The sequence below is a fragment of the Bifidobacterium sp. SO4 genome, from assembly GCF_018555355.1.
GTDB lineage: Bacteria > Actinomycetota > Actinomycetes > Actinomycetales > Bifidobacteriaceae > Bifidobacterium > Bifidobacterium miconisargentati.
Window position 1 is genome coordinate 81,596 of record NZ_JAFEJP010000010.1, and the last position, 22,091, is coordinate 103,686.

The window sequence follows — 22,091 nt, forward strand, 5'->3', positions numbered from 1 at the left end:
TCACATTCGGGGGAAAACGAAAAAACGGCGGCAACACGCCATTCCCCGACGCGCCAATGTAGCGTTTCCTTCGTTAACACAAGTACACTTTGGGGCATGGCTAAAGAAACGATCAAAGAAGATACCGTCATCGTGCCTGTCGCCTCCGGCGAACTGGACTCGGTGAGCAATGCTGAATTCTATAACCCCCACGCGGTGCTCGGCGGGCACCTCGGCATCGGCAAGCATGCCGACACCGTCACCATCCGCGTGCTGCGTCCTCTCGCCAAGGCCGTGACCGTCCTGACCCAGGACGGCGAGTATCCCATGCACCATGAGCACAACGGCGTGTTCGTGACCACCGTGCCCGCCGCCGGCACCCCCGACGAGCCCGGAGTCCCGGACTACCGCGTGCGCACCGAGTGGGAGGACGGCGAGACCATCGTCGAGGACGACCCCTACCGCTACCTGCCCACCCTCGGCGACATGGACACCTACCTGTTCGGCGAAGGCCGCCACGAGAAGCTGTGGGAGGTGCTCGGCGCCCACGTGCTGCGCTATGACGATCCGATGGGCGGCGCCGACGGCACCCCCGGCGAGCAGGTGGTGGGCACCGCGTTCTCCGTGTGGGCCCCGAACGCCCACGCCGTGCGCGTGGTGGGCGACTTCAACGGCTGGGACGGCCGCCGCCACGCCATGCGCGCGCTCGGCTCCTCCGGCGTGTGGGAGATCTTCATTCCGGGCATCGGCGCCGGCGAGCACTACAAGTTCCACATCCTCAACGCCAACTCCCAGTGGGAGATGAAGGCCGACCCGATGGAACGCCAGCACGAGGTCCCGCCGAACACGGCCTCCATCGTGACCGAATCGGACTACGAGTGGCAGGACGACGCCTGGATGAACCACCGTCGCACCACCGACCCGAACAACGGCCCGGTCTCCATCTACGAGGTCCACGCCGGCAGCTGGCGCAAGGGCCTGACCTACCGCGAGCTGGCCGACGAGTTGGTGGACTACGTCAAGCAGGAGGGCTTCACGCACGTGGAGTTCATGCCGCTGGCCCAGCATCCGTTCTCCGGTTCGTGGGGCTACCAGGTCACCGGCTACTACGCCGTGGACTCCCGCCTCGGCTCCCCGGACGACTTCCGCTACCTCGTGGACAAGTTCCACCAGGCCGGCATCGGCGTGATCATGGACTGGGTGCCCGCCCACTTCCCGAAGGATGGCTTCGCGCTCGGCCGCTTCGACGGCACCCCGCTGTACGAGGATCCGGATCCGCTGCGCGGCGAGCACCCGGACTGGGGTACCTACGTGTTCAACTTCGGACGCCACGAGGTGCGCAACTTCCTGGTGGCCAACGCCCTGTTCTGGCTTGAGGACCTGCACATCGACGCCCTGCGCGTGGACGCCGTCAGCTCCATGCTCTACCTCGACTACAGCCGCGAGCCCGGCCAGTGGAGGCCGAACATCTACGGCGGCCGCGAGAACCTCGAGGCCATCGACTTCCTCAAGGAGGCCACGGCCACGGCTTACAAGAACAACCCCGGCATCATGATGATCGCCGAGGAGTCCACCGCATGGCCGGGCATCACCGCCCCCACCTCCGCCGGCGGCATCGGTTTCGGCCTCAAGTGGAACATGGGCTGGATGCACGACACCCTCCAGTACCTGCATGAGGAGCCCATCAACCGCAAGTGGCACCACAACGAGATCACCTTCTCCATGGTGTACGCCTACTCCGAGCATTACGTGCTGCCGATCAGCCACGACGAGGTCGTGTACGGCAAGGGTTCCGTGTACGGCAAGATGCCGGGCGACGGCTGGCAGAAGATGGCCGGCGTGCGCTCCCTGTTCGCCTACCAGTGGGCCCACCCGGGCAAGAAGCTGTCCTTCATGGGCAACGAGCTGGCCCAGTGGGGCGAGTGGAACCACGACGCCTCCATCGACTGGGATTGCCTCAACTGGGAGGAGCACCGCCAGATCCAGCACTTCGTGGGCGACCTCAACGCCTTCTACAAGGCCAACCCGGCCCTGTGGAGCCAGGACTTCGATCCGGCCGGCTTCCAGTGGCTCACCAGCGATGACGCCGACCACAACACACTGAGCTTCCTCAGGATCGGTTCCAAGGGCGAGACCCTGGCCGTGGTGGTCAACTTCTCCGGCGAGGCCTGGTCCGACTACAAGGTGGCCCTGCCCTCCGGCGGCAAGTGGACCGAGGTGTTCACCACCGACGACGCCCAGTACGGCGGCTCCGGCATCCACAACGGCACCGTCGAGGCGGTCGAGGGCGAGTACCACTCCCGTCCGTTCTCCGTGAACATCACCGTGCCGGCCCTCGGAGTTGTATTCTTGAAACCGGAAGAGGACTGATAGGGCAACACCGAAAGGACAAAGGTAACCGGTTTTATGCTCAACACCACAGCGCGTCAGAATTCGGCACCGCACACGGTGCTGGTGGTCGAGGACGAGCCCACGCTCGCCACGGCCATCGCCCAGCGCATCACCGCCGAGGGGTGGACGGCCCGCGTGGCCGGCGACGGTGCGTCCGCCGTGCAGGCAGCGAACCAGCTGCGTCCCGATCTGGTGATCATGGACATCATGTTGCCGGTGATGGACGGTCTGGAGGCCACCAAGCGCATCGTGGCCGAACGTCCGGTGCCGGTGCTGATTCTGACCGCCCGTGACGACGAGGCGGACAAGGTCATCGGCCTTGGCGCCGGTGCGGACGATTACATGACCAAGCCGTTCTCCATGCGCGAGCTTATCGCCCGCTGCAAGGCGCTGTTGCGCCGCGTGGAGCGCGCCAAGGTCATCGCCAAGAACTCCGAGAACGAGAAGATCCTCGATTTCGGGTCCATGGTGATCGATCCGGCCCAGCGCATCGTGACCGTCAACGGCCAGCAGGTGCATCTGACCCCCACGGAGTTCGATCTGCTGGCCACGCTGGCCCGCCGCCCGAAGTCCGTGCTCACCCGCGAGAAGCTGCTCGAAGAGGTGTGGGATTGGGTGGATGCCTCCGGCACCCGTACGGTGGACAGCCACGTCAAGGCCCTGCGTCACAAGCTCGGCGCAGACACCATCCGCACCGTGCACGGCGTGGGCTACGCCTTCGAGCCGCCCGCCGCATGAACGACGGCGCCTGCCTCCCTATTGTGATTCGATGATGCACCGGGTTCGTCCTCGCCGACGGGCCCGGTGCATTCTGTTGTACGACGAAACGGCTGATTCGATTTATCCATGGCAAAGCAAACACCGAAATCCCGGCTTGACGCGCTGAAGCGCTACACCAAACCGGTTGATTTTTTCTCCTCCCTGAAACTCGAGCTCAGCGCGCTCATCGTGGTGGCCACCGCCATCGCCTTCGCGATGTGCTGGATCCTGCTCAAATACGGCTGGTCCGGCTGGATCGCCATGCCGCTGACGCTGGTGGTGGCCCTGAGCATCACCTATGTGTTCTCCCGCGGCATCACCGCTCCGCTGCGCCAGATGCGCGACGTGGCCGAGGCCATGGCCGACGGCGACTACAGCGTGCGCGTGGACATCGACCAGGTCCGTCATGACGAGGTGGGCCAGCTCGCCCGTTCGTTCAACGAAATGGCCGGCGAGCTCGAACACGCCAACCAGATGCGCATGGACATGATCGCCAACGTGAGCCACGAGCTGCGCACGCCCGTCTCAGCATTGCAGGCGATGGTGGAGAACATGGCCGACGGCGTCACCGAGCCGACGCCGGCCAATCTCGAAAGCATCCTCACCCAGACCAAGCGCCTGTCCGACCTGATCGCATTCCTGCTCGATCTGAGCCGCATGGAGGCCGGCGCCGCGAGTCTCAACGTCGAGCGGTTCAACTTCGCCGACTTCCTGGACGAGACCATCGAACCGTTGGAGATCGCGGACGGCGGCCACGCGCACGACATCCTGGTCCACGTGCCGAACGACATCACCATGGAGGGCGACCAGGACCGCCTGCGCCAGCTGTTCACCAATATCATCGCCAACGCGCTCAAGCATTCCGCGGACGGCACCACCGTACTGGTCGAGGCCCATGAGGACGAGACGATGGGCACCATCGTGACCAATGCGGTCAACTTCGGCTCACAGATCGCCCCCGCCGACCGTTCCGCCATCTTCCGCCGGTTCGTCAAGGGCAAGACCGGCCCCGGCACGGAGTCGGGAGGCACCGGATTGGGCCTGTCCATCGCACGCTGGGCGGCGCAGCTCCACGGCGGCACCGTCAAGGTGGTGGATGACGTGCGCGGCGCCGATTTCGAGATCACCCTGCCGAAATACCACATCGCCGAAGGGTGAGACACCCGTTGCGAAGCACCAGCACAGTGGCTCTGTCAATACCGGTTTGACAGAGCCACTGTGTTTATACATGCTTTCCGATAGAATCGAACATACGTTCGATTTTGGGGGTGTGTGGTGTCGGGGACGTCCGATGTGCGGGATTCGCTGTTCGTGGTGCAGATGGCGGGTGATTCCATGCGCATTCCCGAAAATGCGGATGCCGACGATGGCAATAATCTGCGAGACGGCGGCATCCGGGATGGCGACTTGCTCATCGTGGACCGGTCGCGCACTCCCCTGCCCGGCGATGTGGTGGTGGCCGTGCTGGACGGCGAGCTGGCCGTCAAACGGCTGCTGATACGCGGCTCACGCACCATTCTGCACGCCGACAACCTACGTTTCCCCGATTACATGGCGCCGAACGGGCTATGTCCACCCATCTGGGGCGTGGCGGTCGATGCGTTTCCCGTGCGGGAGTCCCCGGATGTTCCAGAGGTATACGGATCGTCCTCCTCATCGGATCCGTAGCGTACCACGGCGTGGGCCAGGGCCAGCGCGCCGACCGGCACGGCACCGGCCCCACGTAACGAGGCCATGCACTGACGCAATGTGGAACCCGTGGTGATGATGTCGTCCACCAATACCGCCACCGCGCCCCGCAACGGCCTGTCCGGGAGGGGAATGGCTTCGACGTGCCCGCCGATGCGCTGGGCGCGCTGGGCCGAGGAGACCTGCTGCACCGATCGGCCGCCGCCCGCGGTGCTGGCCAGCACCCGAGCCGGCACGGCGTCCACCCCCATGCCGCACAGGGCGTCGGCGAGCGCCTCGGCCAGCGGCATGAGATGGCGCCTGCCACGCCGCCGCGTGGATTGGCGGGAGGATGGCGCGGGAACCACCAGTACGGGGCCGTGGGATGCGGCATGCCGCAACGTTTCGGACAGTGTTTCCGGCAGACCCGACCTTCCCAGCAGATCCACGATGATCTCGGCGAAGGGCCCGTCCAGTTCCACGTCGTCGTGGTCCTTCCAGTCGAGGATGGCGTGACGGGCGAATCCCTGATAGATGGCGGCGGCATAGGCCGAACCGGACGTGCGGCCTTGCAGTTCCCGTTCGTGACAGCCGTCGAACAACGCGCGGCAATCGGGGCAGAGCACCTCGTCGGGCCTGTCGCATCCGGCGCATCCGCGGGGCAGGAGCACGTCCCGTATCGCGGGCCAGACATGCGGCAGCACCCCGCCGCTCCCCCGCATCCGGCGATGTCGTCTTCCGTCTGCCCGCGTGACCATGGTTCTGACCTGACGCCGTTATCTCGACGATGACAAGCCGTGGCCCGGATGCAGTCGGGCGAGCAGTGCGTCCATCAGTCCCAGGGCGTCCTGGGGGTCGGTCACGCGCATGCCCATGGCTCCGGCCTCGACGGCGGGATAGTCGTTGCCGCCCGGTCCCATGCGGTCGCCGGTGAACAGTATCCGGCCGGGGTCGATGTTCAGGGCGGCGGCGAGCGAGCGCACGGCATAGGCCTTGTCCATGCCGTGCTTGCTGACGTCCACGCTGGAGTATCCGCCCGCGCGGATCTTCAGGTCGGGCAGGTCGGCGCGCACGGCTTCGGCGAGCGCGTGCTTGCGGGTGTTGTCCGGATCCCACGCCTGCTTGACCTCGACCGGCGCGTATTGGCCGCATGCGGAGAAGGTGATCTGGCTGCCGCGGTTCTCGATGCGCGGCCCCCATGTCTTGGCCTCCCATAGGCCGAGTTCACGGGCGTGCCGTTCGAGGCTGGATTCGATGGCGGCCACGGTTTCGGGGTCGAGGTCGTGCGAGTAGACCAGTCCCCATCGGGATTCGGCCGCGTCCCACCGGTAGTAGCGCGAGCCCGAGGTGGGCATGACGTGGAGATTGGCGCGGTTCGCTGTGGGGGCGAGCACGTCGAGCACCTGGGAGGTGACCACGGCCATGCTGCCTCCGGAGATGAGCGCCACCGTGGCGCATGAGGTCAGGGCGCTGAACCGTTCGATCATCGGCGGTTTCATGGGCTGTTTGGAACTGGCGAGCGTGTTGTCCAGGTCGAAGCCGAACACCTTGGCCCGCGAGCACAGTTCGTCGAGATCGCATTCGGTCCAGGAGCGCACCATCATCCCCGTGTCCTCCTCACGCGAGTATCCAATGCACCGATTCTAACGCATATTGCCGCCGCCTTGGCCTATGGTGGGAACCATGCTTCAACCGCCTTGGAACGCCCGCGTGTACCGGAACCGGCACGGACGCGGCACCCGCACCCCGATGTTCGGCACTCGTCTGCCCCGTTACCGCACCCGCACCGGCATGTTCGACGACATGGTGGCCGCGCAGGTGCGCCGTCTCGGTGAGGCGTGGCCGCAGTTGGTGCGCCCGCTGCAGTTCGCGGTGGAGGATGTGCCGCCTTCCGACCCGACGCCCTGGCAGACGGAGCCGAATTTCACGTCGCAGTGCTTCCCCGCCAGCCATGGCATTCCGGCGCGCATCGTGCTGTATCGCATGCCGTTGCAGACGGAGGCGCCGACCAAGATGGAACTTCAGTTGGCGATCCGAGACGAGCTGGTCTCGCGTCTGGCGGAACTGTACGGGCGTCGTCCCGAGGAGATCGACCCCGACTGGGGCCTGTGATCCGCCCGTTACCGCACGATGGTGGAGTCGTTGCGGGCCCAGACGTGGGCGATGGACGGCACGAGCGCGGTCGGACCAAGGGCGGCAAGGCCGGCTACCTTGCCGTCGCCCAGATCGTCGTGGGTTAGCCGCACGTTCCAGCCCACCTGCTCGCTCTGATCCTCGACCATCAGCACGACCGCGGCATCGTCGCCGTCGGACAGATCGGAGGCCTTGACGGCTTGCGCGGCGTTCGCCCCAAGCGTCACGTCACGGCTTTTGACCGCGTGCCCCTTGGCGTCGTACGCGCGGATCGTCACCTTCGTCTCCTTGTTGGACAGGTTGGCCAGGGTGATGGTTCCGGTCACGTCGTCCGGCAATGCCAGTCCGGCGTATGCCGCTGGCTGGGAGGCGTTGACGAGCGCGAAATCGGCCTGTTCGCCGTCGCCGGAGCGGGTGGTCTTGACGGTGAGGAACAACTTGTCCTCGGCGGTGGACATCACGCCCAACGCTCCCTTGGGGGCGTCGCCCAGATCCACGACGGACACCTGGCCCGCCTTGACCGTCACATCCTGGGCGCGTACCAGACCACTTGCGGTGATCCAGGACAGTTCGGTGCGTGTATCGACGTGCGCGAACAGGTAGGCAGTGGCCGTGGCCCCCTCGTTCACCGAGGGGGCCACGGCCGCGTTGGAGGCGGATCCCAGCGGCATGGCGAAGTCGGAGCCCTTGGAGGTCAGGCCGTCCATGCTCACCACGCGCACCACGGCGGCGATCGGCGTCTCCTTGCTGGAGACCGTCGCGTACAGGCCGTCCTGGGCGGTGGCGGCCGCGGAGAGTTCCAGCGTGCTTTCGCCGCCGGCTGGCACGGTCAGCGTGGATTGGGTGGACATGGTGAGTTTGCCGGCGGACTTGGAGCCCCACACGGACACGTCCACGGTGGTGGGCTTGGTGGAGGGGTTGGCCACGATGAGCTGCTGCGTGGTGCCGGTGGCGGTGGACGGCAGGAGGAACGACTGGCGCAGGGCCGTGGCCACGCAGGAGGCCGCGGAGACGCCCTTGAGGTCGCCGTCGCTGGCCCAGGAGGCGATGGAGCCGGCGGCGCCGGTGCCGGCCTCGGCCGTGAGCATGTGCGTGTCGATGAGGCGGGAGCCCTGGCTGATCTTTTCGGAACCGGTCTTCACCTGATCCTCGTCGGTGGCATCGTCGTCCTTGAGCGTCACGGTGCCGGAGGCGGACGCCGAATCGTCCCCGAACGCGGCGACGGAGGCACTGTACACCGAGCCGAACGCCGCATAGCGGGCCTGGGTGGCGAGATTGCCCACGGTGGCCTGGAATTCGCTGTCGCCGTAGGTGCCGGAATCGGCGAGCGCCATGGGTGCCGGGCAGTACGTTTCGGATTGGGTGGGGCTGACCGTCTGGTCGATGGCGTCGGTGGTGGCCTGGACGCGGTCGATCAGCGACTTCGGGCCGGGCAGAACCATTAGGGCCGCGAACAGGGCGATGAGCACGATCATGGTGATGATGCCGGTCACCACGCGCATGACGCGCCTGGGGACGGATGACGTTGATTTCCTTGCTTTGCGGCTCATGCTTCCTCCTCCAAGCCGTCCATGATGCGTCGGCGCGGCAGGGCCACCAGGCAGTACAGGGCAAGCACGACCGCGAGGCAGATGAGCCAGGCGCGTCGCCAGCTGCTGTTCTGGGTGCGCTGCTGCCATGAGGTGTCCACGTTCTGGGATGCGGCGGAGCGCAGGGTGAGACGGTAATAGGTGCCGGCGTCGGTGCTGACCAGCGCCTGGGTGCCGTTGGACGCGGCGATGTTGGCGCTCAGCTGTTCGTAGGGCGTGGCCGTGGTGGCCGATTCGCCGTCCGAGACCACGTAGATGCCGCCGAAACCGAGCTGGCTGATGGTGGCGATGGCATCCTCGTCCGGATTGGACAGCAGTGTGGCGCACGCTTTGGCGAGCGTCTGGTCGATCTCGTCATGCTCACCGTCCAGCAGGCGTACGCGCTGGGCCGGGGAGCTGTCGATGAGGTCGCCACGGGAGGTGCGCATCACCGAGTAATCGACCACGTTGCGGGTCTGGGCGCTGATGGCCAGCACGCGGTGGTCCTCGCCGGAGGCCAGGTAGTCGGTGGTGACCATGGGCAGGCCGGAGCGGGAGACGCCCAGTCCCTCGCTGTGGTGGCGTTCGAGGCCGTACCAGCATTGGATGGCCACGCACCCGGCGAGCACCACGGCGAGCACCATGCGGCCGGATACGATCAGCGGACGCAGACGGTCGCGCGCCGGCGCCTCGATCTCGCCTTGCGCGTTCGAGTGCAGGGGGTGGAAGCGTTTCACCGCGCCGCCGGCCACCAGGCACACGCAGGCCAGGAAGCCCATCATCATCAGGAGCATGCCGGGTTCGGCCGAGCCGGCCACCGGGCCGCCGGCGTCCACGTCGATGGCCACGCGCGAGGAGACGAGCGCGAGCGCCGCGCCGCAGACGATGACCACCCACATGAGTCGGGAGGCGCGCAGGGCGAACGGCAACACGAGCGAGGCGATGGCGAGCACGGTCACGATGAGGAACAGGAGCGCCATGGCCAGGTCGAGCATGTGCGGGGACAGGGGGTTCCATCCGAGCGCGCGCTGGGCCACCTGCAGCAGGCTCAACGCCTCGGGGGAACCGTTGGATGCCGTGGAGGGCACCATGATGTCGCCGAACAGCTGACGCCATGAGCCCAGATGCGCGTACCGGACCGAGTTGACGAGGGTGGGGGCCACGGCGAACGCGGCGGGCACGGGGATGAGCAGGAGCGTGGCGCGCTTGCGGCGCACGAACATGAGGAACGCCACGAACGCCACGACGAGGGCCAGCAGGAGCTGCGGTTCGGCGGCCACCACGGGGATGAAGCACAGGGCGGACAACGCCGCCGCCTGCACGGAGGGGCGCGGCTTCAACGGATCCTCGGTGTGGTACATGCCCACGGCGCGGAACACGAACGCGAAGGCGGCGGGCAGGAAGACCAGCACGGTGAGCATCGGCAGGTCGGCGCCGGCGTACCAGCCGAACATGATGCCCGAGGAGGCCCACAGGAGGCCGCCGAGCACGCGGACCACGTCCGAACGGGTGAAGATGCCCGCCAACGCCCAGAAGGACAGGGCGGCGAGCGGGGCCGCGGCGAACAGCATGAGCGACAGTGCCGCGCCCACATGGCCGATGGTGAACAGGGAGGCCACCATCAGTACAAGCAGCCACGGTGTGGGAGGCGCGGGGATGCCGATGCCGGAGCCGAACACCCACGGTGTGGTGGCGGCCTGCGCCAGCTGGTGGAAGCTCGCGCCGGTGGGCAGCAGCGCGTTCGAATACAGCGAACCGTCCGAGAACACGGCGCGGAACACCGGCCAGTGGATGGCCATGATGCCCAGGAACGAGACGAGCGCCATGATCATGGCCCACGACCATCGGCGGATGATGCGGCTGCGCAGATGAGCGCGTTCGAGCGGGCTCAGCAGCACCACGCCCTGCTGGGCAATGAAGGCGTCGCGCCGGTCGTGGAACTGGGCGATCTGCCGGCGGTCGGCGGCGAGCACCTGCAACGAGGACATCGGCACCTTCGACTGGCGGGCCACCAGCCTGCGCGAGCGCATGGCTCCGGGGATGGAGGTCAGTGCCAGCCACGGCAGGCACAGCTCGATCCACGCGCCGTATGGTTTCTTGCCGAACAGCATGGCGAGTGCCATGCCGAAACTGCGGATGAAGCGCCACAGCCATACCGGGATCCACGAGGACATGGCCATGTCCGTGTATAGGTAGCGCTGCTGGGCGCGGGCCACGGTCATGGCGTGGCTGATGGTGTGGTGGGAGTTGAGCGCCTCGCCGCCGCGGGTGCGCACGCCTTCGTAGCGGGCGCGGCGATGGGCGATCTGCGCCTGCGGTACGATCACCACGCGGCCGCCGCTCTGGCAGACGCGACGGCAAAAGTCCAGGGATTCGCCGTAGGTGGTGAACCAGGGATTGATGCCTTTGAGCCGCTTGAACGTGCTCAGCGAGACGAGCGCGCCGGCCAGGGATACGGCGTACACGTCCTGGCGGCCGTCGTACTGCTCCTGATCGGGTTCGCCGTCCACCACAAGGGAGTGGACGGTGTGGCGGCCCGCATACATGCCCACGTTGTGCAGCTGCTTGCCGTCCCAGTCGCACTGCTTGCAGCCGAGCACGTTGGCGCCCGGCGTGTTGCGCCAGGATTCCAGCAGCCGTTCCAGACAGGTGTCGTCCGCGGGGCGCGAATCGTCGTGCAGCAGCCACAGCGCACGGGTCGCGGGGTCGAGTTCGGCGTAATCGAGAGACTTGTCCACGGCGTCGCCGAACGAACGGGCACCCTTGGCCCGCACGATCTGCACGCTGACCTCCTTGGCCTGCGGCATGGCCATGACCGGGCCGGCCGGCGAGGGGATCACCTCGAAGGACGTTCTGACGGGCTGTCCGGTGGCGCCGGTGGCGTCGGTGGCGTCGGCGATGATGATGACGCCCGGCAGCACGTTCTGGGTGAGCAGGGCCCGCAGTGTGGCCGCAAGGAAACGGGCGTCCTCCTCGACGGTGATCACGGCCGCTATGCCGGCGTCGACATCCTGCCGGTGCGTGTACGGCCTGGATGCCATGGCTTCGGCCAGAGCCTGCTGAATATCGCTGTTACCTGTCGGACTCATAAACCCCCAGAGTAATAGGCACCACCGCCGAGTATCCGTGAATGGCGGCAAATGCCTTCATATTCCTTGATTTGCTCACATTCGACGCCAGGAGACGCCAGGAGACGCCGGAACCTGACCGATGCGGCCGACCACGGGATACGGCATCACCGTGAAGCCCGTCAGGGACGAACCGGATATGGACGCATGCCATGCAGGGCACGCAACCGCAGGATGATCCACCCCGCGTCTTACGCCTGTTCGCGGTGGCTCTTCTTGTACCGGCGGCGTTCGCGTTCGCTCATGCCGCCCCAGATGCCGAAGCGTTCGTCATGGTCGATGGCCCACTTGAGGCACTGCTCGCGCACCTCGCACTTGGCGCACACGCGCTTGGCGTCACGGGTGGAGCCGCCTTTTTCGGGGAAGAACGCTTCGGGATCGGTCTGCGCGCACAGCGCCTTGTGCTGCCATGAGACGTCGCCGTCCGGCTTGAACAGGCCCCATAGCTCGTTCCACTGCTCTTCGGCGGAATCGTCGACCACACCCCACATGCGACTCTCCTTGCCTTCGAGCATTTCAAAATTTGACGGTTACATTACACTCATGCCGCCGTGTTTTTGTCAAATGGTGTCTCGTGTCATTACGCCTGTTTATGAGAAATTGTGCTATAAGCGTGTGACTGTCCGCACTGTGCCGCCGGGCGCGGGTTCGGTTGCGTCCGGGCCTTGGCCGCGGCGGACGGCGGGGCGGGTTCCATGGCGGGCATGCGTGAGATATGCGCCAGGTATGTGCCGTGTATGTGCCGGTCATGCGAAGGAACCGCACCCGTCTGGCCTGTTCGCCGGGCACTGTGTCAAAGTGGCTTTCAGACATTTTCGACGGTATGTGGAGGATTGCATGACGCAGGAAACAAGTGGAGCGGACCAGAATATCAATCCGCCGAGCTTCGTTCCCTCCGCCGGTCGCCGTCAGCGCCCCTCCGCCTCCGCACCGCAGTCCTTCGCTCCGGCGCGTTCTCGTGCGACCGGGTCCTCCGGCGCACGTCGAAGCGGCGACGATGCCGCCGAGGCCTCTTCCGCACGTTCCATCACACCCGACAACGGCGGTTCCGCCGATTCCGTGACGTCTTCCTCACAGCATGCCGTGGGTGCGGCGACCCCGCCGCCCAGCTTCTCCCCCAACGCGCGTCGTGCGGCCCGCCGCAGCACGCCGGGCGACGCCATGCCGCAGAGCATCGCCCCGACTCGGGCGCGCCGCTCCTCCGGTTCCTCCCGTAACGCCGTGCGCCCGGCATCCACTCCGGCCGATCCTCAGATGAGCCGTCCGGCCGCGGCTTCCCTGCGCGCAGGGCGTGGGTCCATCTCCCCCGGCGCCGGCATGGCCCGCGCCGTGCGCCCCCGTCACCGTGCCGGTCGTATCGCGGCCATCGCCGTGGCCGTGCTCGTCGCGGCGCTCGTGGTGTCCGTGTTCGGCGCCTGGACGTGGGTCAATGGCCGGTTGAACAAGGCCGATTGGCTGACCGACTCCGCCGACACGCCCGCCTCCACATGGCTGATCCTGGGTTCGGACGAGCGCGACGGTTCCACCGATTACGGCGGCGTGGACGATGTCTCCGGTTACCGCACGGATACGATCCTGGTGCTCACCAAGCCCAAGAGCGGCGCGAGCTCGCTGATCTCCATCCCCCGCGACTCGCTGATGAACGTGGACGGCCAGTATATGAAGATCAATTCCGTGGCCCAGTTCGCCGGCAACAAGGCGCTGGTGGGCGAGATCGAGACCCTGACCAGTCAGCGCATCGACCATGTGGCGCAGATCAAGTTCGGCGGACTGCAGGAAGTGGTCAACGCGCTGGGCGGCATCGAACTGTGCTACGACCAGGACGTTCAGGACGCCTACTCCGGCCTCAACTGGCAGGCCGGCTGCCATACGGCGGACGGCGCCACCGCTCTGTCCTTCTCCCGCATGCGTTATGCGGATGCGCAGGGCGACTTTGGCCGCAACGCGCGCCAACGGCAGGTCATCGCGGCCATCGTCAAGAAGGCATCCAGCGCGCAGACGCTGACGAACCCGGCGAAGGTCTCCAAGCTGGCCAGCGCCGGACTGGATTCGCTGACCGTGGACAACAAGACCACGCCGTTCACCCTGCTGTCCATGGCACTGGCGTTCAAGGCCGCCACCGGCAGCAACGGCATCTCCGGCAGCGTGTACTGGTCCGATCCCGACTACTACGTGGACGGCGTGGGCTCCTCCGTGTTGCTGGATGACGCGAAGAACACCGAACTGTTCAGCGAGCTCGCGGCCGGCACGCATGCCGCCGGTACCGTCGGCACCCTCGCCGAAAGCTGACGCACGGCTTCTGCCAGTAGGAGTTTCCGGCCCCCTCTTTGAGCGAACGGAGTGGAGCTAAGGGGCGCTCTTTCGACTCGGTTAGGTCAAGATTGGCACGCCCCCATTCTTGGCTCCCCTCTTTGAGGGGAGCTGTCGCCGTAGGCGACTGAGGGGAGCTCATCATCCCGCGTAGGCCTCCTCCTCAGTCAGCTTCGCTGCCAGCTCCCCTCGGAGAAGGGAGCCAGAACAAAAACAGCGCGGAAGCTGGAACCACATAGGCCGGTTCGGCTTGCGCGGAACGCCTGAATCGGTTCACGCTGGAAGGCATGTCAAGACATGCACAGCAACGACGCACCCCCTTCCCTCGCCATGAACGGCGCAACCGTCACGGTTCCGGCCGACGCTCCAATCGTCCCGGCTCCACTGCACGCAACGGCACCGTCCAGGACCCGCGCGCCAAACTCATGGTCTTCGCCATGGCGGCGCCCCTGTTCGCCCAGATCATGATGATCATGGTGATGATCGTCCAGGGCCAGTGGATGTTCGCCATGATGGTGGTGCCCGGTGCCATCGGCTGCCTGGCCTCGGTACTCATCGCCCTGCCCTGGGGATCGCCGGACCCAGCCGGAACCGCATCACCATCCATATCCGCGGCCTCGCCACGCCCCACCGCCGTCGATGACGACACCGGCGGCACCGTGGCCTTCCATACGATGACCTCGCAGCCCATCGAGGCGATGCTCGGCTTCGACCGGCTGCCCTGGCGCACCATCGTCAACCATTGGATAGGCCCGGCGGATCTCAATGTACCGCTCGGCGTCGCCGCGCAGGGCCGCTTCGATCTCGATCTGGTCCGTCAGGGGCCGCACGCGCTGGTGGCGGGCACCACCGGTTCCGGAAAGTCGGTGCTGCTGCAGAGCTGGTGCTTGGCGTTGGCCGCGTGCAACGGCCCGGACCGGCTCAATTTCGTGTTCCTTGATTTCAAGGGCGGCTCCGCGTTCCGCGCACTCGAACAGCTGCCGCATACCGTGGGCAACGTGTGCGACCTCGACCTGGCGCATGCGGCCCGCGCCCTGCGCGCGTTGGAGGCGGAGCTGACCCGGCGCGAACGGTTGGCCGCCGAACATCACGCCGCGCATATCGGGGACATGCCGCTGCCGCCGCCGCGCCTGATGGTGGTCATCGACGAGTTCCACGCATTGAAGGACCAGCTGCCGGACTACATCGGCCGTCTGGTGCGCATCGCCTCGCTGGGTCGCTCGCTCGGCATGCATCTCATCGCCTGCACGCAGAACCCGCTCGGTCAGGTCAACGCGGACATGAAGGCGAACATGGCCATCAACATCTGCCTGCGGGTGCGCGACACGATGCAGTCCACGGAGCTTCTGGGCGATGGCAGGGCCGCGTCCATCCCGCCCACGCTGCCCGGTTCGGCGTACTGCAACGACGGCGAACAGGTCACGGCATTGCGTTGCGCCCCGGTGGGGGATATCGCCCGCTGCTGCCGGCAGGTGTCGCTGGCGCAACGGTTCATGGGATTCGCGCCCACCCCTGCCCTGTTCACCGCGCCGCTGCCCATGCGGGTGCCGGCTCCCGTCCGCGTGGGGCATGCGCGCAACCGGTTCCCTGATCGGCTGTGGTTCGGCCTTGCGGATGACGGCATCGCCCTGCACGACGCCACGGTCCCGGTTGCGGGAGGCAACATCGGCGTGATCGGCGCGCACGGTCGCGGCAAGACCACGGTGCTGACCATGCTCGCCCGTTCCGCCGCCGGCATGGACGGTCTGATGGTGAGGCACAGCATGATGCGGCGCGGCGAGCGGGTCACCGAACTGCTGCGGGGCGGCGACGGCTTCGGCGCGGCGGCCGCGGAAAGGCCGGACGCACCGCATCCGCCGCGACTGGTGTGGGTGGTCGATGACGCCGACGAGCTGTTCGACCCGTTCAACGTCGGCGATGAGGCGGACGTATTCCGCAAGGCGTTGGCGGATGCCGCCGTCACCGTGGTGTTCGCGGTGACGACCGCCCGTCACGTACGGGTGCCCGAGCATTGCGTGACGCGCATCGTGTTCCCCTGCGGCGAACGGACGGCGGATCTGACGGCGGGCATCCCCTCGAATCTGCTGTCCTCGCTCGGCCAGCGCGATCTGGACACGCCGGGCAGGGCGGTGCTGGTCACGGGAGCCGCGGCCTGTCTGGTGCAGTGCGCCGCCTGATGCGACGGCGTCGCGGACCGGCGTCGCAGGGCGTGGCGTGTCGTCACTTTCTGGGCGAAAACTCTTGAAAAACGGTATGGTTCGTGGTTACCTTGTATCTGGGCTTATAGAAACAACAACAGCCAGAGGCTTTAAACAAGGAGGCAAGCATTGAGCAGCGCTTTTGATTGGCGAGCCAAGGCCGCATGTCGTGACAAGGATCCGGAGCTTTTCTTCCCGGTGGGCAACACCGGGGCAGCCTACCAGCAGATCGAAGAGGCCAAGGCCGTGTGCCGTACCTGCAAGGTGATTGACGCATGCCTGAAGTGCGCGCTGGACACCAATCAGGATTACGGCGTGTGGGGCGGCCTGAGCGAGGACGAGCGCCGCGCCCTGAAGCGCCGCGCCATGCGTGCCCGCCGTTCCCAGGCCATGCAGATGCAGATCTGATCGGCGAACGTATTCCAAAGGTTTATATGCGAAGACCCTCCCCTGATCGGGAGGGTCTTCGCATATGTGGAGTGCCGGTCATTTTCGCCTCTTCAACGGCATGTCACACGCCGTGCCGCTCCCCCATTCGAAGGGCGACGGCTCCCCTCCGGAGAGAGGAGCCGGAGAGCCACGACGGAATGCCTACTCGTCCTGGGCGGCGCGCAGCTTCATGTCGAGGACCACGCGGGTGCCGCCCTCGCGACGCGGCTCCCAATGCACGGAACCGCCGAAGTCGTTGGTCACGAACGTGTTGATGATCTGCGTGCCGAGGCCCGAGCCGGAGGAGCGGGCCATGCCGTTGTGCTCCTCGGAGCCGAGGCCGGTGCCGTCATCCTCCACCACCACGTTGAGGTTGGAGCCGGAACGGCCCACGGAGATGACGATGTGGCCCTCCTTGCGGCCCTCGAAACCGTGCTCCACGGAATTGGTGATGAGCTCGGTGAGCACCAGCGACAGCGGCGTGGCGTCCTGGGCGGGCATCATGCCGAACTTGCCCATGAAGTTGATGTCGATCTGCTGGTCCTTCATGGTGGCCAGGTCCACGGCCATGCGCAGCAGGTTGGAGATCACCTTGTCGAAGTCCACGATCTCGTCCGCGGTCTGGCTCAGCCCCTCGTGCACCATGGCGATGGTCTGCACGCGGCGCTGCGCCTCCTGCAGCTCCTTCTTGACCTCCTCGGACTTGGTCTTGCGCGCCTGAAGACGCAGCAATGCGGAGACGGCCTGCAGGTTGTTCTTCACGCGATGGTGGATCTCGGAGATCGTGGCGTTCTTGGTCTGCAGCTCCTGCTCGCGGCGGCGCAGCTCGGTCACGTCGCGGCACAGGACGATGGCACCCACACGGCCGTTGTTGTCGAACAGCGGCAGCGATCGCATGGAGACGGCGGAACGGTTCGCGCTGAGTTCGGAATCGACCGCGGCCTTGCCGGAAAGCACCAGCGGCAGCGTCTCGGGCACGGAATCGTTCTCCTTGATGAGCTGGGTGCCCAGTTCGCTCAGGTACTGGCCGGGCATGGTGGTCAGCAGGCCCAGTCGGCGGAAGCAGCTGATGGCGTTGGGCGAGGCGTAGCGCACCACGCCGTCGATGGTCAGGACGATGAAGCCGTCCGCCACGCGCGCGATGTGGCGCTGGCTCATCACGGAGTCCTGGTACGGGAACTGGCCGCGCGGGATCATCTCGTAGAGCTGCTTGCCGGCGTTGATGCTTTCGGACTCGTATCGGCCGTTGGATTCCCGTGTGGCCATGTTGGTCTCGCGCACCACCAGGCCCAGGGTCTTGCCGTTGTGACGCACCGGCGCGTACACGTTGCAGACGGTGGCCTTGCCCACGGTCCTGAGCACGGTGGAGCGGAACACCACGCTGGACTGCATGGCGGCGTCCAGTTCGCCGGCCATGTCCTCGGGCATGACCTCACCCACCACGTCCTCTCCACGGAGCGTCATCACGGTGGAGGGACGGCACTGTTCGGCCACCACGTACCTGCCGGAACCATCCTGCACGAGCAGCAGCAGGTCGGCGAAGCTGAGGTCGGCGATCACCTGCCAGTCGGCCACCAGATGGTGGAGCCATTCGCGGTCTTCGTCATCGAAATCGGGGCGCGTTGCGAGGATATGAGAGAAATCTGCCATGCGCACCATAATACGCAGGATACGGCCGTCGGACGCGCGTCAGGAGGTCATCGCCGCATAGACCGCGGAGGAGGCTTCGACGATGGCCTGCTGCGCGGTCGCCGAGTTCACGCCGGAGGTCATGACCACGAGCACGTAGTCGCGTGCGGACCCATCGGAGGCCTTGCCCCAGATGATGGCGGCGTCGTTCTCCACGCCGGCCAGTTCGCCGGTCTTGTTGGCCACCTGGACGCCTGCGGGCAGGCCTGAAGGGATCTTGTTGCGCCGGGTCTGGCCTTCGAGCAGTCCGAGCATGGCCTGGCTGGCCTCGGGCGAGACCAGCTCGCCGCGGTAGATGGCGGCGAGGAGTTTGCCGCAGTCGGCCGAGGAGGTCCAGTTCTCGGTGCCGGTGCCGTCCGCGCCCGAGTCGGAGAGCGCGCGCAGCTGTTTGGAGGAGGCGTACCCGTATTTCGCGGCCGTTTCCGTGACCCGATTGATGCCGGTGGCCATGTCGCCGTCGCCGATCATCTGCACGAGCTGGTTGGTGGCGGCGTTCGAGCTGACCGTGATCATCTGGTTGAGGAGTACATCCGTGTTCTGTCCGCCGGCGTTGAGGGTGCCGGCGGCCAGCCGGTCGTACACGGTGAGCATCACGTATAGCTTGATCTCCGAGGCGGCCACCATCGGCTGTTCGTTGAGACTCACGGTCTTGCCGGTGCCGAGGTCCTCGACGTATGCGGACCAGGTGCCGCCGCTCGCCGGCATCGTCGATTCAAGGGCGGACTTGACATTGGCGATGCGGGTCTCGGCCTCAAGATCGCGCGTATCAGGCCGGGGCGTGGACTCGCGGTCGAGCGTGCCGTGGGCAGGCTTCGCGGTTGCGCCCGTCGCGGCGTCCGCGGCCGCGGATGTGCCGGATGTTGCGGACATGGCTCCAAGGGTCTGCGATGATCGCACTCCCCCGTCGCCGCCGGCCGTCCGTCTGTTCGGCAGCCACCATCCGAAGGTGACGGCGAGAGCCACGATGACGGCCACGACCGCCACGGCGGCTCCGATCGTCACGGCCTTGGATCGCGCCGGACGTGGCGCGCGGTGACGTTGATGACGTGCCATGGCGGTCACTGCTTCAGGGTGGCGTCCACGCTGGCGAGCACCTTGCTCATCAGTTCGGCGGCCACCGCCTTGCCCTGGTATTGGGTGGTGACGGCCACGGCGGCCTTGTGCCCGTTGGCCTCCACGATGGCGAAGTAGTTCCATGTGTCCTGGATGCCCTGGCCGCGGTGGGCGTGCACGGTCATGCCGGACGGGATGGTCACGCCTTCGGATGCGATGTCCACGTTCATGAGCGAGGCGCCGCCCTTGGCGTCCACGGAGGCGAGCATGAGCGCGGCGTCGCGCGAGGAGCTGTAATTCTCGTAGCCGTTGTTGCTGGCGGCCACGTCGCCGTAGTTGCGGGAGAACGTGGTGCCGCTGTAGCCGTGGGAGGAGGCCCACGAGTTGACGGCGTCCCATCCGCCGAGCGCGGCGGCGGCGTTGTTGCCGGAGGCGTTGTCCATCGTGCTCATCATGGTGGCGGCCTGCGCCTTGGCGTCGTCGTTGCCGCTGTCCATGGCGGCCAGGTAGACGGGCAGGTAGAGGCCGGCGGCCACGAACTGTTTGCCGGACTGCGCGGTGGTGGCGATCACCGCGTCCTCGGAGGACTTGGCCTTGGCGACCTTGTCGTCGATCACCACGGCGGAGACGGCCACGTCCGAGGAAGAGTAGGAGTCGGCGATTTCGGAAAGCTGGCTGGAGGTGATGACCGGCCCGGTCTCCTCCGCTTCCTCGCTCTTCGTGTCCTGCTTGTCTTCGCCGTCCTTGGTCTTGTCCGCCTCGCTTTCGGACTGCTTCTTGCTTTTGGAGGAGGTGCCGCCCTTGGATTGGTCATCGGTTCCGCTCGCGGTCTGGGTGGTCTGCGCGGACTGGTTTGCTCCCCACAGTCCCATGCTGTGGGTGACGAACAGGCCGATGACCAGCGATACCACGCAGATCAGCGCGATGAGGATGACGATGATGGCCGTGGAGCGTTTGCGTTGAGGCTGGGCCGGCGCGCCGTTGGCGGGCGGGACCGGAGCGCCGGGTACGGCGGCTGCCGGCACGGTGGGTGCGGTGGTGCCGTTGATGGGTCCGGTGGGCGCGCCGACCACGGGCGGGGCCGGGACCACGCCGGGCGCTGGGGCGGCGGCCTGCGGTGCGGGAGCGGCGTATCGCTGCGGTGCGGCGGCGGGCTCCACCAGCGTGCGATCCGGCGCGGCCGCCGCGGACGGTGCCGCACCGGCGTCCGGATGCTCCAGCGGCGTGCCGCATTGGGTGCAGAAGGCGTCGCCGTCGTTGTTGGCGAAGCCGCATTCGGTGCAATACACCATGTCAAACCCCTTGGTTCTTCTTCGGTTCTCTCCTGGCTCCATCGTATCGCCACCGCCGGCGGGAGCGGCCGAAGTGTTCACGGAGGTGATAGGGTTCACGTGAGTCGCTATTGACAAACAGATAAGTTACGTTAACGTAGGTTACGGTAGCGTAAGCAACGCTCCGCGAGTCCTGACGATTGGGGGAACAATGGCATCAACGAACGATGACAGACGGACCGCGACGGACGGACGCCCCCACTGGTCCGATCCGGAGATCGAGGCGAAGCGCCAGGCGGCCATCGAGGCGCGCGAGCAGGCGCTCAAGGCCAAGGCGGACGCGATTCGTGCCAGGGGACAGTTCAAGGCCGAGGCCATCCGCGCCAAGGCCGAGGTGAAGGCCCGGCATGCATTGTCCAAGGCGGAGAACCATGCATTGAAGGTCGAGGGCATCGCCCCCGCGGAAGTGGAGCGCAAGATCCGTCTGGACGTGCATGGCCGGCCGAAGCCGCTCATGCGCGGCTGGATCCACGCGATAGCCTCTCCCCTGTCCCTGGCGGCCGGCATCGTGCTCATCTGCCTGGCGCAGGGCGCGGGGCTCAAGTGGGCGTGCGCGGTGTTCATGACCGCCTCGCTGGTGCTGTTCACCAATTCCGCAGCCTACCATCTGGGCGATTGGAGCCCGCGCGTGACGGACGTGCTGCGCCGCATCGACCATGTGAACATCTTCCTGCTCATCGCGGGCACCTATACGCCGGTCTCGTTCGCATTGGAGCCGTTCTGGCGCAATTTCATCATCATCTCGATGTGGACGTGCACCCTGGTGGCGCTCATCATCCATGTGATCTGGATCAATGCGCCGCGATGGCTGTACACGGTGGTCTACATCGTCTTCGGCATCTACGGCCTGGCGTTCATGATGCTGTTCTGGAACTCCCCGTATGCCGGTCCGGCCGTGGTGATCCTGCTGTGCTCGGGCGGGGCGTGCTACATCCTCGGAGCCATCGTCTACGCACTGCGCAAGCCCGATCCCTGGCCGCGCATCTTCGGATTCCATGAGATCTTCCACTGCGGCACCGTCGCCGGATACGCCTGCCATATGGTCGCCATCTACATGGTGATTGTGTCGTTGTGGAGCTGATTGATTTGCGTAATTGACTTCGTTGCGTAGCTGGCGCTGTTGCGTAGCTGGCGCTGTCGGCGGGGAATAGGTGGGTCTCGACACACTCAAGGCCGTTCGGCCAAGCCTACGGTCGTGACCCACCTATTCCCCGCCGACAGCTTTCCGATATGAATCGGCTCCCCTCGCTGAGGGGAGCTGTCGAGCGAAGTGAGACTGAGGGGAGTTTTCCGGTTGGAGCTCCCCCCCTCAGTCGTCTCACGACGAGGGGCGGGTTCTAGTGATCGTTGCAACGCTTGGCCGGGTGGCGGGAGTCATGTATGGGCAGGTGGGTTTTCGAGGGCGTGGAGTACGCGAGTCGGGGTCTTATGTGCGAGGCGAGGCGGGAACGCTAC

The 22,091-nt window shown here is 66.3% G+C and carries 16 protein-coding genes and 1 pseudogene; 9 read left to right on the forward strand and 8 right to left on the reverse strand.

All coding sequences use genetic code 11. From position 1 onward, the window contains the following. Nucleotides 1–96 precede the first annotated feature (96 nt). The 4 genes and pseudogenes from glgB to JS536_RS11850 form a co-directional block, all read left to right on the forward strand. Nucleotides 97–2,349 (forward strand): 1,4-alpha-glucan branching protein GlgB, encoded by a 2,253-nt coding sequence (glgB, locus tag JS536_RS07810; protein ID WP_214356472.1) that lies wholly within the window; start codon nt 97–99, stop codon nt 2,347–2,349. Nucleotides 2,350–2,385: 36 nt separating this feature from the next. After that, entirely contained in the window at nt 2,386–3,108 is a 723-nt protein-coding gene (locus JS536_RS07815) for a response regulator transcription factor (protein ID WP_109057174.1), read from the forward strand. A gap of 108 nt (nt 3,109–3,216) precedes the next feature. Further along, complete coding sequence (locus tag JS536_RS07820; RefSeq protein WP_214356473.1) at nt 3,217–4,287, forward strand: HAMP domain-containing sensor histidine kinase; 1,071 nt, start codon at nt 3,217–3,219, stop codon at nt 4,285–4,287. Between the two features lie 177 nt (nt 4,288–4,464). After that, nucleotides 4,465–4,632: pseudogene (locus JS536_RS11850) on the forward strand (S24 family peptidase); the annotation flags it as partial. A gap of 44 nt (nt 4,633–4,676) precedes the next feature. Here the strand turns inward: JS536_RS11850 and JS536_RS07825 are convergent. Beyond that, the gene (locus JS536_RS07825) at nt 4,677–5,501 is read right to left on the reverse strand and encodes a phosphoribosyltransferase family protein (protein ID WP_346427471.1); all 825 of its coding nucleotides are present in this window, start codon (nt 5,499–5,501) and stop codon (nt 4,677–4,679) included. A 72-nt stretch (nt 5,502–5,573) separates the two neighbouring features. Continuing rightward, a complete protein-coding gene (locus tag JS536_RS07830; RefSeq protein WP_214356475.1) occupies nt 5,574–6,401 on the reverse strand; it encodes an HAD-IIB family hydrolase in 828 nt (275 codons plus the stop codon). A 145-nt stretch (nt 6,402–6,546) separates the two neighbouring features. On the opposite strand from JS536_RS07830, the gene JS536_RS07835 reads away from it, so the two are divergent. Further along, the gene (locus JS536_RS07835) at nt 6,547–6,909 is read left to right on the forward strand and encodes a metallopeptidase family protein (RefSeq protein WP_170115010.1); all 363 of its coding nucleotides are present in this window, start codon (nt 6,547–6,549) and stop codon (nt 6,907–6,909) included. A gap of 8 nt (nt 6,910–6,917) precedes the next feature. On the opposite strand, the gene JS536_RS07840 is transcribed toward JS536_RS07835, so the two are convergent. The 3 genes from JS536_RS07840 to JS536_RS07850 all read right to left on the reverse strand — a co-directional run bounded on the left by JS536_RS07840 (nt 6,918) and on the right by JS536_RS07850 (nt 12,117). Then, nucleotides 6,918–8,480 carry a DUF5719 family protein gene (locus JS536_RS07840; RefSeq protein WP_214356476.1) on the reverse strand — a complete coding sequence of 521 codons (1,563 nt, stop codon included), beginning with the start codon at nt 8,478–8,480 and terminating at the stop codon, nt 6,918–6,920. Further along, entirely contained in the window at nt 8,477–11,587 is a 3,111-nt protein-coding gene (locus JS536_RS07845; protein ID WP_214356477.1) for a glycosyltransferase family 2 protein, read from the reverse strand. Before JS536_RS07845 ends, JS536_RS07840 begins: the two co-directional genes overlap by 4 nt. 230 nt (nt 11,588–11,817) lie before the next feature. Further along, entirely contained in the window at nt 11,818–12,117 is a 300-nt protein-coding gene (locus JS536_RS07850) for a WhiB family transcriptional regulator (protein WP_109057181.1), read from the reverse strand. Between the two features lie 346 nt (nt 12,118–12,463). Here JS536_RS07850 and JS536_RS07855 point away from each other — a divergent pair, with 346 nt between their 5' ends. The 3 genes from JS536_RS07855 (at nt 12,464) to JS536_RS07865 (ending at nt 16,542) form a co-directional block, all read left to right on the forward strand. Next, nucleotides 12,464–13,915, forward strand: coding sequence for an LCP family protein (locus tag JS536_RS07855; protein WP_214356478.1), 1,452 nt, complete (start codon nt 12,464–12,466; stop codon nt 13,913–13,915). Between the two features lie 446 nt (nt 13,916–14,361). Then, nucleotides 14,362–16,113 carry an FtsK/SpoIIIE domain-containing protein gene (locus JS536_RS07860; RefSeq protein WP_214356484.1) on the forward strand — a complete coding sequence of 584 codons (1,752 nt, stop codon included), beginning with the start codon at nt 14,362–14,364 and terminating at the stop codon, nt 16,111–16,113. A gap of 150 nt (nt 16,114–16,263) precedes the next feature. After that, nucleotides 16,264–16,542, forward strand: coding sequence for a WhiB family transcriptional regulator (locus JS536_RS07865; protein WP_003835265.1), 279 nt, complete (start codon nt 16,264–16,266; stop codon nt 16,540–16,542). 183 nt (nt 16,543–16,725) lie between these two features. Here JS536_RS07865 and JS536_RS07870 read toward each other — a convergent pair whose 3' ends face one another. Genes JS536_RS07870 through JS536_RS11975 form a run of 3 tightly spaced genes read right to left on the reverse strand, consistent with a single transcriptional unit; the run spans nt 16,726 to nt 20,597 of the window. Then, complete coding sequence (locus JS536_RS07870; RefSeq protein WP_214303663.1) at nt 16,726–18,213, reverse strand: PAS domain-containing sensor histidine kinase; 1,488 nt, start codon at nt 18,211–18,213, stop codon at nt 16,726–16,728. Between the two features lie 39 nt (nt 18,214–18,252). Next, nucleotides 18,253–19,305, reverse strand: a complete 1,053-nt coding sequence (locus tag JS536_RS07875; protein WP_240544312.1) for a serine hydrolase — start codon at nt 19,303–19,305, stop codon at nt 18,253–18,255. Nucleotides 19,306–19,310: 5 nt separating this feature from the next. After that, entirely contained in the window at nt 19,311–20,597 is a 1,287-nt protein-coding gene (locus tag JS536_RS11975) for a serine hydrolase (protein WP_214356479.1), read from the reverse strand. A 190-nt stretch (nt 20,598–20,787) separates the two neighbouring features. On the opposite strand from JS536_RS11975, the gene JS536_RS07885 reads away from it, so the two are divergent. Then, a complete protein-coding gene (locus JS536_RS07885; RefSeq protein ID WP_214356480.1) occupies nt 20,788–21,717 on the forward strand; it encodes a hemolysin III family protein in 930 nt (309 codons plus the stop codon). The last annotated feature ends 374 nt before the right edge of the window (nt 21,718–22,091 follow it).

Bases quoted from the DNA above. Each gene is read 5' to 3' on its own strand.
- JS536_RS07850 (WP_109057181.1), bottom strand. From the start codon at position 12,117: ATGTGGGGTGTGGTCGACGATTCCGCCGAAGAGCAGTGGAACGAGCTA.
- JS536_RS07885 (WP_214356480.1), top strand. From the start codon at position 20,788: ATGGCATCAACGAACGATGACAGACGGACCGCGACGGACGGACGCCCC.
- JS536_RS07835 (WP_170115010.1), top strand. From the start codon at position 6,547: ATGTTCGGCACTCGTCTGCCCCGTTACCGCACCCGCACCGGCATGTTC.
- JS536_RS07815 (WP_109057174.1), top strand. From the start codon at position 2,386: ATGCTCAACACCACAGCGCGTCAGAATTCGGCACCGCACACGGTGCTG.
- JS536_RS07875 (WP_240544312.1), bottom strand. From the start codon at position 19,305: ATGGCACGTCATCAACGTCACCGCGCGCCACGTCCGGCGCGATCCAAG.
- JS536_RS07820 (WP_214356473.1), top strand. From the start codon at position 3,217: ATGGCAAAGCAAACACCGAAATCCCGGCTTGACGCGCTGAAGCGCTAC.
- JS536_RS07860 (WP_214356484.1), top strand. From the start codon at position 14,362: ATGGTCTTCGCCATGGCGGCGCCCCTGTTCGCCCAGATCATGATGATC.
- JS536_RS07845 (WP_214356477.1), bottom strand. From the start codon at position 11,587: ATGAGTCCGACAGGTAACAGCGATATTCAGCAGGCTCTGGCCGAAGCC.
- JS536_RS07855 (WP_214356478.1), top strand. From the start codon at position 12,464: ATGACGCAGGAAACAAGTGGAGCGGACCAGAATATCAATCCGCCGAGC.
- JS536_RS07870 (WP_214303663.1), bottom strand. From the start codon at position 18,213: ATGGCAGATTTCTCTCATATCCTCGCAACGCGCCCCGATTTCGATGAC.
- glgB (WP_214356472.1), top strand. From the start codon at position 97: ATGGCTAAAGAAACGATCAAAGAAGATACCGTCATCGTGCCTGTCGCC.
- JS536_RS07840 (WP_214356476.1), bottom strand. From the start codon at position 8,480: ATGAGCCGCAAAGCAAGGAAATCAACGTCATCCGTCCCCAGGCGCGTC.
- JS536_RS11975 (WP_214356479.1), bottom strand. From the start codon at position 20,597: ATGGTGTATTGCACCGAATGCGGCTTCGCCAACAACGACGGCGACGCC.
- JS536_RS07830 (WP_214356475.1), bottom strand. From the start codon at position 6,401: ATGATGGTGCGCTCCTGGACCGAATGCGATCTCGACGAACTGTGCTCG.